The sequence below is a fragment of the Vicinamibacterales bacterium genome (assembly GCA_035699745.1).
In the GTDB taxonomy this organism is placed as follows: Bacteria; Acidobacteriota; Vicinamibacteria; order Vicinamibacterales; family 2-12-FULL-66-21; genus JAICSD01.
The window spans coordinates 79,032-88,345 of the sequence record DASSPH010000060.1 but is presented as its reverse complement, the minus strand read 5'-3'; the positions used below and the strand labels follow the sequence as shown (position 1 = coordinate 88,345).

Below are 9,314 nucleotides of genomic sequence, written 5' to 3'. Positions count from 1 at the left end.
CTTCGCCTGGGGGTGGATGAGGCCGCCACCGCATACGTGTCGCAACTACTCGGGCTGGGCACGCGGCCTGGGTTGTCGATGGCCATCATCCGCAAGGTCCGGATGCTGTTCTGGGCGCTGGCCGGGGGCGTGCTGCTCGTCCGTGAAGGGTTCGCCCCGAGAACGCCGCAACTCCCGCAGGATCAAGCGGAAAGGGGGTGACGAGGGGGCGGACCCGGGCATGCTCCATGCAGCCGTGCGGGGGTGAAGAGCCGTTTCGTGAATCCACTTCGCCTTACGAGGCGTATTGGACAAGGATGGGATGGAGACGCGGGCTGCATACCGCGCGTCCAAACCCATGACACGACGCCTGGAGACGCCGGACCGAGGCACCGGCAGCATACGAGAGTTGCAGTGACGCGAATTGTCAGCAAGGCCGTCATCCTCGCCGCCGGTAACGGTGACCGTTTCCACAACCCCACGCACGATTCGAAGCTGCTGCAGCCGCTGCTCGGACGCCCCCTCCTGCAGCGCACGCTCGAGGCCGCATACGACGCCGGCATCCGTGCGGCGACGGTCGTGCTCGGCTACCAGGCCGACCGGGTCCGCGGGCTGGCCGAAGCGGCGGCGCCGCGCGGCATGGACGTGTCGTTCGCACTGAACCCCGAATGGCGTCTCGAGAACGGCGTGTCCGCGCTGGCGGCGCGGGCATCGGTCGGCAGCGATCGCTTCGCGCTGCTCATGGGCGATCACGTGTTCGAGCCGCCGGTGCTGCAGCGCATGCTGCGCCTCGACGTCGCTGACGGCGAGTCGCTCCTCGCCGTGGACGCGCGGCCCGTGCCTCCCGAGATCGCCGACGAAGCCACCAAGGTCCGCCGCGTGGGATCCCGCATCGTCGCCATCGGCAAGGACCTGATCGAGTACGACGCGCTGGATACCGGCGTCTTCGTGTTCTCGCCGGTGCTGTTCGAGGCGCTCACTCACGCCTGTGGGCTGGGCGATACGACGCTGAGCGGCGGCGTCCGCGAGCTCGCCTCGCGCGGGCTGATGCGCGGCGTCGAGATCGGCGATGCGACGTGGTGCGACATCGACACGTTGTCGGATCTCGCGGCGGCGGAATCGGCCCTGGGCGCGCCGTCAGCATGAGCACCTCTCGAAGCCGCCTGATCTCGCTCGGCGCGTTCGCGATCGGCGCGGTCCTCTTCGCCGCCACGCTCTATTACATCGACTTTCATCTCATCGCGAGCATGGGCTCGCGCTTCGGGTTGGCGTTCGCGCTGTCGATCCTCGCCAGCGGCGTCTGGCACCTGGCGCGGACCTGGGCCTGGTCGTGGTGCTTTCCGCGCCCACGCACCGTGCCGTTTCTCCGGCTGGCGCGGGTGCGCCTCGCCGCCGAGGCGTTCAGCTATCTCACCCTCCGCGGCATCGCCGGCGAGCCGCTGAAAGTCGTGCTGCTCTCGCGCGAGGTCGATCCTCGCGTCGCCACCGCCGCCGTGGCGCTCGAGCGGCTGGGCTACATGGTCGGCACCACCCTGATCGTCGGCGTGGGGTCGCTGATCGCGATTGCGCTGCTGCCGCTGACGCACACGTGGTTCCGCATCTTCCGGGCGTTCGCGATCGCCGCGGGGGTGATTACCGTGCTCACCGCGCTCGTGCTCGGCGGCCGCGGCACCTACCTGATCGCGCTGGTCGAGAAGATCGATGCCGCGCTCGGCACCGCGATGGCGCGCGGGCGCGTCGGCCGCTTCGTCGGCGCCGTCGAGCGCCAGCTCCTGGATCTCGTGCGCGGTAATCCCGTGCGTCTCGCCGTGCTGACCACGGCGACGCTGATCGCCTATGGCGCGATGGCGGCTGAGGCGTGGGCGATCATGTACGCAGCCGGGGTCCCGGTCGCCTTCACCGCCGCGATGGCGGTGGAGACGTTCTCGCGCGTGGCCAGCTTCGCGTCGGCCTTCATCCCGGCGAACCTCGGCGCGCTCGAAGCCTCGAGCGTGGCGGCCGTCACCGCAATCGGCGCGATGGCGGCGGGAGCGCCGCTCGCGCTGGCGCGGCGCCTGCGCGGGCTGTTCTGGGCCGGAATCGGGCTGGCGATCTATCCGCGCGGCCAGCAGCCGGCGGCGGTATCGCAGGCGCCGGCGCGCGTGCCGTCGGCGGCGCGCGGGCCGATTCTGCTCTACCTGCCCGACGACGAGCACGGGGGAGTGACGCCGTTCACGCGCGTCGCGGGACTGCCGATCGCCGAGCGCGTGGTGCGTTCGGCGTTCCGCGCCGGATACGCGCGCGTGCTGGTGTTCGCGAGTCCAGGCATGGCCGGCGCGCTGCGCCGCGTCCTCCGCGAGATTCATGGCGAGGTCCGGATCGTCACCGACGCGCGCGACTGGCAGGAGCTGCTCGCGTCGCTCGGCGCGGACGAGGAGGTCAGCGCCGTCGGGCCGGGCACGGTCGTCTCGCCCGCGCTCCTGGGTGATGCCATTTCGATCAAGGTGCCGGACGGCGAGCCGCTGGACGTGCCGGCGGGGCGCGAGTGGCAGGTGTCGGGGGTGCTGCGGCTCACCGCCGCCGCCGCGCGCGACGCGGCAGGGCTGAAGACGGCGCTGCACGCGCGGCTGCAGTCGAGCGCGCCCGTTCCGGCGGGCGAGGACGTCTCGTTCGGCCGCGCCCGGCTGGCGCTGCGCATTCCGGACGCGGCAGCGCTTCCCGCGGCCGAGCAGATCATCCGGCGATCGAGCTACAAGGACACTGACAACAAAGTGGCGCGCTTCAACCGCAGCATGTCGCTGCCGCTGAGCGTCGCGCTGATCCGGACGCCGCTGACCGCCAATCAGCTCTCGGTGGCGCTCGTCGCGGTCGGCTTCTACTCCGCGTGGCTGTTCAGCACCGGCAACTACTGGGCGGGCGTGCTCGGCGGGTTCCTGTCGCTCGCCGCGAGCGTGATGGATGGCTGCGACGGCGAGATCGCGCGGCTCAAGTATCAGGAGTCGGCGCTCGGCTGCTGGATCGAGACCTTCGGGGACTATTCCTATTACATCGCCATCTTCGTCGGCCTGACGGTCGGCGCCGGGCGGCGGACCGGATGGCACGGGTTCTACTGGCTGGGCGGGATCGCGCTGGCCGGCACGCTGGTCGCGTTTGCGATGTTGATCTACCTGCGCAGCCGCATCACCGCCGGACAGCCGGAAAAGCTGCACACCATCGCCCGCGCCCGCTTCCGCCAGGAGCAGACCTGGTGGTCGCGGATCATCTGGCGCATCTCGTTCGTCGCGACCCGCTCGGCGATGCCATACGGGATATTCGCGTTCTCCCTCGCCGGGCTGCTCCCCTTCGTCGTGGTGCTGGCGGCAATCGGATCGAACACCTACTGGATCTCGATGGTGCTGAAGCTCCGGCACCTGCTCGGCGAGGACAGCGAGGCGGTCGCGGCATGAGCGGCGGAGAGCCCACGCACGGGCTCCCGACGTCGAACCGTATTCGCGCCGGAACTAGACTTCGCGCCGCCCTTCCATGGCTTTGTGCATGGTGAACTCGTCGGCGTATTCGAGGTCGCTGCCGACCGGCACCCCCATCGCGATGCGCGTCACACGCACGCCGAGCGGCTTGAGCAGCTTGGCGAGGTAGATCGCCGTCGCCTCCCCTTCCACGTTGGGATTGGTGGCGAGAATGACTTCCTCGACGCTGCCGGTGCCGACCCGCGTCAGCAGCTCCTTCACCTTCAGGTCGTCCGGGCCGACGCCGTGCAGCGGGGACAGCGCGCCCATCAGCACGTGGTACATCCCCTTGAAGTCCCGCGTCTTCTCGATCGCGGTGACGTTCTCCGGCTCTTCGACGACGCAGATGACGCGCCGGTCGCGGCCGCTGTCGGTGCAGAAGTAGCAGGGATCGGTGTCGGTGATGTTGCTGCACACCGAGCAGTAGGTCACGCGGTCCTTCACCTCGCGCATCGCCGCGGCGAGGCGCTCGACGTCCTCGCGCGGGGTCTTGAGCACGTGGAACGCGAGGCGCTGCGCGCTCTTGGCGCCGATGCCGGGAAGGCGCTGGAGCTGCTCGATCAGCTTGTTGAGCGGATCGGGACGGCTCATCTAAGGCTTCGCTTGCATCAGAACATGCCGGGGATCTTGAGACCGCCGAGCATGCCGCTCATCTGCTTCTGCATCGCTTCGTCGGCCTTGCGCTGCGCATCGTTGATGGCGGCGAGGATCAGATCCTGCAGCATCTCGACGTCGTCTTTCGAGACCGCTTCGGGGTCGATCTTGAGGGCGAGGACCTGCTTGGCGCCGTTCATCGTGACGGTGACCATGCCGCCGCCGGCCGTGGCCTCGACCTTCAGCTCGGCCATCTGCTTCTGCATGCGCTCCTGCATCTGCTGCGCCTGCTTCATGAGCTGCTGCGGATTCATGCTTCCTTCTCCTCCACGTCTTTGATCTCGGCGGCGAACACGTCCAGCATGGTCTGGACGCCCGGATCGGACAGCGCGCGCTCCTTCAGCGTCCTCGCGCGATCGGCGTCGTTCGGCGGCGGCGCCGGGGTCGGGGCCGCGGGCGCGATTGTCTCGCGAGCGCCGGCGCCGGGCGCCGCGTCTGCGAGTCCTTCCGCGGCGGCGACGGCGATCTTCCGTCCGGCGAGCTGGCTGGCGGCCGCCTCCAGCCAGGGACGGGTCTGCTCGAGCTGCGCGCGCAGCGCGCGGTGCTGCGGCGCGAACGTGAACACGACGCGATCGCCGGTGAACTCGATCCTCTGCGCCTGCGCCACTACCGTGCCGAAGAAGAACTTCTTGGCCTTGCGCACCTCGCTGAGGAACGCGTCCTTGAGGATCGACGGATCCACGGGGGCGAGCGCCGGCGGCGCCTCGGGCGCCGGCGGTGTGGCGGCGGCGCTGCGCTTCGCTTCGATCGCCTTGACTGTCTCGGTACGCGATGCCGGTACGGGCGCCGGCGGCGGCGCCGGTCTCGACGGGGCCGCGGCGGCCGCCGGCGCCCTGGGCGCCGCGGCGGGCGATGCGGCAGGTCTTGGCGCGGCTGCCGGCACGGCCGGCCGCGCGCCCGGTGCGCCCCCCTCGAGCTGCTTGATCAGATCGGTGAGCGGCACCAGCTTCCGCAGGTGGATCCAGCGCAGCAGCGCCATCTCGAGCTGGTAGCGCGGCTGCATCGCGCCGCGGATCTCGTACTCCGCCCTGGTCAGCACGTCGAAGGCGCGCATCAGGTCCTCGCCGGAGAAGCGGCGCGACAGATCGAGCAGCGCCTGGCGCTCCGCTTCGGCGGCGATCTCGGGGTCGGCGACGCGCGACGCATCGATCGAGAGGACCAGCAGGTCGCGGGTGAGCCGCGCGAGCTCACGTACCACGAGCCGCAGGTCGTACCCGGATTCCACCGCCTGCGCCGTCAGCTCGAACACCGCGGCGGCGTCGTCCCGCGCGACGGCATCGGCGATGGCGATGAGCAGGTCGCGCCGCACCAGTCCCAGCACGCCGGACACGTCGTCGGCGGTGATGGTCGTGCCGGCAAAGCCGATCACCTGGTCGAACGCGCTCTGCGCGTCCCGCATGCTGCCGTCTCCGGCGCGGGCGATCAGCATCAGCGCCGCGTCGTCGACGTCAATCCGTTCGGCGGCGGCGATCGCGCGCAGCTGGTCGGCGATCTGCTTCACGCCGATGGTCTTCAGCTCGAAGACCTGCGAGCGCGACTGGATGGTCGGCGGGACCTTGTCGATCTCGGTCGTCGCCATCATGAAGACGACGTGCGGCGGCGGTTCCTCGATCGACTTCAGCAGCGCGTCGAAGGACTGCGCCGACAGGCGGTGGACTTCGTCGATGATGAAGATCTTGTAGCGGTTGCGCACCGGCGCCATGCCGAGGCCGTCGATGATGACGGCGCGGACCTTGTCGACCTGGGTATTGGTGGCGGCGTCGATCTCGATCACGTCCATGTCGCGGCCGTCGGCGATCTCGACGCACGCGTCGCAGGCGCCGCAGGGATCCGCGGTCGGGCCCTGGGCGCAGTTCAGCGCCCTCGCCATGATCCGCGCCGTGGTGGTCTTGCCGACGCCGCGCGGCCCCGAGAAGACGAACGACTGCGCGATCCGCTTCGCGGCAATCGCGTTGCGGAGCGTCTGCGTCACCCCCTTCTGCCCGATGACGTCATCGAACCGCTGGGGTCGCCACTTTCTGGCGAGAACTTGGTAAGACATGGTCGAGGCAGGACGATTCGGAACAATCAGTGTACTACGACGCGAGTGGGTGAGGGTCCGATAAGCGGCGAGCGGCGGGCGGAAAGCGGCGAGCGGCAGGCTGACGAGTGCACCCGACCGCGATCCGGAGGGCCTGCGGCACAGCACAGGGACTACTTAGCGCTGCTGCCTTCCGGCCCTGACGCGGTTCGTAGGCTGCACTTGCACAGGGTCCGGACCGCGGTCCGATGCACTGTCGTCCAAGTGTACTACACGGCGCACGCCCTCTCAGCCCGGCGGGGCGTCTCTCAGTCGTTGCGGAACGTCCGCCAGTCGACGTGCAGCTTGCGCATTCGCGCGCGAAGCGTGTGCGGATTGATTTTCAGGAGGTGGGCGGCGCCGTAGCGCCCCTCGACGCGGCCGTGGGTGTGGCGCAGCGCCAGTTCGATATGGCGGCGCATCACGACGTCGAGAGGCTGGATATCCGTCGGGGCGGGAGGCGCGCCGGCGGCCCGTTCCGGCGGCGCGCCCGCGGCGCGGGCGCCGCCGCCGAGCGCCGCGGCGACGTCGAGCGCGCGCCCCTGCCCGATGAGGACCGCCCGATCCATGACCGCGGCCATCTCTCGCACGTTGCCCGGCCACCGGTAGGCGGCCAGCATCTCGACGTCCTCGTCGGAGACCGGCACCGCGCGGAGCCCGAAGCGGTTCGCGGCGCGCTCGGCGAAGTACTCGGCGAAGGCGCGGATGTCGCCGGGGCGGTCGCGCAGCGGCGGAATCACGATCGGAAACACCGACAGCCGGTAATACAGATCCTCGCGGAACGTCTGCGCTTCGACCATCGCCGGCAGGTCGCGGTGCGTCGCGGCGACGATCCGCACCTTCACGCTGATCGCGCGATCCCCGCCGACGCGCACCACCTCGCCGTCCTGGACGACGCGCAGCAGGCGGACCTGCGCGGCGGGCGCCAGCTCGCCGACTTCGTCGAGGAACAGCGTGCCGCCGTCGGCCTGCTCGAACCAGCCCTTGCGCCGCGCCACCGCGCCGGTGAACGCCCCGGCCTCGTGGCCGAACAGCTCGGAGTCGATCAGTTCGGGCGCGATCGCGCCGCAGTTGACGCGGCGGAACGGACCGTTGCGGAACGGCGACTGCTCGTGGATCGCGCGGGCGATGATCTCCTTGCCGGTCCCCGTCTCGCCGAAGAGCAGGACCGGCGCGCTGCTGCGCGCCACGATCTGCGCGCGCGCCATGACGGTGGCCAGCCCGGTGTTGCCGCCGATCAGCTTCTCGTCCCCGACCGGCGGAACGCCGGTGATCAGGTGCTCCGGCACCGCGTGCGGCGCCGCCGTCGGGGGTCGGATTTTCTGTCGCATGCGACGGTCGAGCCAGCATATCGCACAGGTCCGCCGGCGCGGCTCGTTCGTTGCACCCCCTCGGCGCATGAAGAACCCCGTTGCTCTCGTGTTACTCGCCGCACTAATCGCCGCTCCCGCCTGGGCTGACGCCGGACAGGAGCCGCGCCAGCCCGTCAACGCTCAGCAGACCTCCAACGTGCCGCCCGAAGCGCGGCAGGCCGAGGACGCGATCGAAGATGCCGTGCGCCGCTTCGGCGTCGGCGTGGTCGGCGGCGTCGGCCTCGACCCCGAGCTGATCATGTTCGGCGCGCACGGAACGTTCGAGCCGGTCTTTCACCCGGCGGTCCGCTTCCGTCCCGGTCTCGAGGTCGGCGCCGGTGAAGTGACGACGCTGCTCGCCATCAATCTCGACGTGCTGTACACGCTGCCCGGCGCGACGCGCGGAACGGCCTGGTCCCCCTACATCGGGGCCGGCCCGACATTCGGCTTGAGCCACAAGGGGTTCGAGACCGGCGACGCCGACAACGTCGAGACGGACGATCCGGCCGACACGCCCAATCGCTTCGACTTCAGCGACACCGACTTCAACGGCGGCATGAACTTCATCGCCGGCGCGCGAAACCGCGACGGTCTGTTCTTCGAGCTGCGCGCCACCGCGTGGGGCGTCTCGAACATCCGGCTGCTGGCCGGCTTCAACTTCTAGCTCCAGGGACTCACCTCCCAACCGAGAAGGCGTGCGGTCCACGGCCCGCTGGCTACGCGTCGAGCTGCTGCTGGCGTTCGTCCCGGCGGCGCTCCTGCTGCGCTACCTCGCACCGGATCGGCATGTCTGGATCTTCGCCGCCGCCGTATTGGCGCTGCTCCCGCTGGCCGGCTACATCGGGCGGGCCACGGAGGCGCTCGCCGAGCGGCTCGGCGGCGGCATCGGCGGTCTCCTCAACGCGACGTTCGGCAACGCCACCGAGCTGATCATCGGCGCGCTGGCGCTGCGCGAGGGGCTGCCGGATCTCGTCAAGGCGTCGCTGACCGGATCGATCATCGGCAACGTCCTGCTCGTCTTCGGCGCCGCGGCGCTCGCCGGCGGGCTCGGACGTCCGGTGCAGAAGTTCAATCGCACCGCCGCCGGCCTCGGCACGACCATGCTGCTGCTGAGCGCGGTGGGATTGATCGTGCCGGCAGTGTTCCACCATCTGGCGAGGGGACGCGGCGCCACGGAGCTGAAGCTCGACACCGAAATCGCCGTCGTCCTGCTCGCGACGTACTGCGTCAGCCTGGTCTTCACGCTCAAGACGCATCGCACGCTGTACGGCGCCGCCCTGCCGCCGGCGCCGCGGCGGCAGCGTCACGCGGCGCCGACGCGGCGATGGATCCTGCTGCTGGTCGGCGCGACGGTGGCGGTGGCGGTGGTCAGCGAGATCCTGGTCGGCGCGGTCGCCGAGACGGCGCGCGTGCTCGGATGGACGGAGCTGTTCGTCGGCGTCGTTGTCGTGGCCGTCGTCGGCAACGCGGCGGAACACTACTCGGCGGTGACGCTGGCGGCGCGCGACCAGATGGATGCGGCGATGGCGATTGCGGTCGGGTCGTCGACGCAGATCGCGCTGTTCGTCGGTCCGGCGCTGGTGCTCCTCAGCTACGTCATCGCGCCGCGGCCGATGGACCTGCTCTTCAGCATGTTCGAGCTGGTGGCGATCGCCGTCGCGGTGCTGAGCATCGCCTTCATCGCGCACGACGGCGAGACGCACTGGATGGAGGGGGTCCAGCTGCTGGCGATCTACGTCGTGCTGGCGCTCGGCTTCTACTTCCTGCCGGCGTGACCGCCGGACG

9 protein-coding genes and 1 other RNA gene are annotated in these 9,314 nt (G+C 70.2%); 5 read left to right on the top strand and 5 right to left on the bottom strand.

Annotated elements, in window-relative coordinates:
* The 3 genes from VFK57_13255 to VFK57_13245 form a co-directional block, all read left to right on the top strand.
* On the top strand, positions 1 to 201 hold a 201-nt coding region (locus tag VFK57_13255; GenBank protein HET7696674.1), incomplete at its 5' end, for a hypothetical protein.
* A gap of 192 nt (positions 202 to 393) precedes the next feature.
* Positions 394 to 1,125, top strand: a complete 732-nt coding sequence (locus VFK57_13250; GenBank protein HET7696673.1) for an NTP transferase domain-containing protein — start codon at positions 394 to 396, stop codon at positions 1,123 to 1,125.
* Positions 1,122 to 3,404: a lysylphosphatidylglycerol synthase domain-containing protein gene (locus tag VFK57_13245; protein ID HET7696672.1), complete on the top strand. Its 2,283-nt coding sequence runs from the start codon at positions 1,122 to 1,124 to the stop codon at positions 3,402 to 3,404. The genes VFK57_13250 and VFK57_13245 overlap by 4 nt, the downstream gene beginning before the upstream one ends.
* A gap of 54 nt (positions 3,405 to 3,458) precedes the next feature.
* Here the strand turns inward: VFK57_13245 and recR are convergent, their stop codons facing one another.
* The 5 genes from recR to VFK57_13220 all read right to left on the bottom strand — a co-directional run bounded on the left by recR (position 3,459) and on the right by VFK57_13220 (position 7,508).
* Positions 3,459 to 4,055: a recombination mediator RecR gene (gene recR, locus VFK57_13240; GenBank protein HET7696671.1), complete on the bottom strand. Its 597-nt coding sequence runs from the start codon at positions 4,053 to 4,055 to the stop codon at positions 3,459 to 3,461.
* 17 nt (positions 4,056 to 4,072) lie between these two features.
* On the bottom strand, positions 4,073 to 4,372 hold the full coding sequence (locus VFK57_13235) for a YbaB/EbfC family nucleoid-associated protein (protein ID HET7696670.1): 300 nt from the start codon (positions 4,370 to 4,372) through the stop codon (positions 4,073 to 4,075).
* Positions 4,369 to 6,159, bottom strand: a complete 1,791-nt coding sequence (gene dnaX / locus VFK57_13230; protein ID HET7696669.1) for a DNA polymerase III subunit gamma/tau — start codon at positions 6,157 to 6,159, stop codon at positions 4,369 to 4,371. The genes VFK57_13235 and dnaX overlap by 4 nt, the downstream gene beginning before the upstream one ends.
* 118 nt (positions 6,160 to 6,277) lie before the next feature.
* Positions 6,278 to 6,378, bottom strand: an RNA gene (gene ffs / locus VFK57_13225) — signal recognition particle sRNA small type.
* 68 nt (positions 6,379 to 6,446) lie between these two features.
* Positions 6,447 to 7,508: a sigma-54 dependent transcriptional regulator gene (locus tag VFK57_13220; GenBank protein HET7696668.1), complete on the bottom strand. Its 1,062-nt coding sequence runs from the start codon at positions 7,506 to 7,508 to the stop codon at positions 6,447 to 6,449.
* Positions 7,509 to 7,575: 67 nt separating this feature from the next.
* Here VFK57_13220 and VFK57_13215 point away from each other — a divergent pair, with 67 nt between their 5' ends.
* Together VFK57_13215 and cax are read left to right on the top strand one after the other, a co-directional pair.
* Positions 7,576 to 8,193, top strand: coding sequence for a hypothetical protein (locus tag VFK57_13215; protein ID HET7696667.1), 618 nt, complete (start codon positions 7,576 to 7,578; stop codon positions 8,191 to 8,193).
* A 31-nt stretch (positions 8,194 to 8,224) separates the two neighbouring features.
* A complete protein-coding gene (gene cax, locus VFK57_13210; GenBank protein ID HET7696666.1) occupies positions 8,225 to 9,304 on the top strand; it encodes a calcium/proton exchanger in 1,080 nt (359 codons plus the stop codon).
* The last annotated feature ends 10 nt before the right edge of the window (positions 9,305 to 9,314 follow it).

Bases quoted from the DNA above. Each gene is read 5' to 3' on its own strand.
- VFK57_13245 (HET7696672.1), top strand. From the start codon at position 1,122: ATGAGCACCTCTCGAAGCCGCCTGATCTCGCTCGGCGCGTTCGCGATC.
- recR (HET7696671.1), bottom strand. From the start codon at position 4,055: ATGAGCCGTCCCGATCCGCTCAACAAGCTGATCGAGCAGCTCCAGCGC.
- VFK57_13235 (HET7696670.1), bottom strand. From the start codon at position 4,372: ATGAATCCGCAGCAGCTCATGAAGCAGGCGCAGCAGATGCAGGAGCGC.
- dnaX (HET7696669.1), bottom strand. From the start codon at position 6,159: ATGTCTTACCAAGTTCTCGCCAGAAAGTGGCGACCCCAGCGGTTCGAT.
- VFK57_13220 (HET7696668.1), bottom strand. From the start codon at position 7,508: ATGCGACAGAAAATCCGACCCCCGACGGCGGCGCCGCACGCGGTGCCG.
- VFK57_13215 (HET7696667.1), top strand. From the start codon at position 7,576: ATGAAGAACCCCGTTGCTCTCGTGTTACTCGCCGCACTAATCGCCGCT.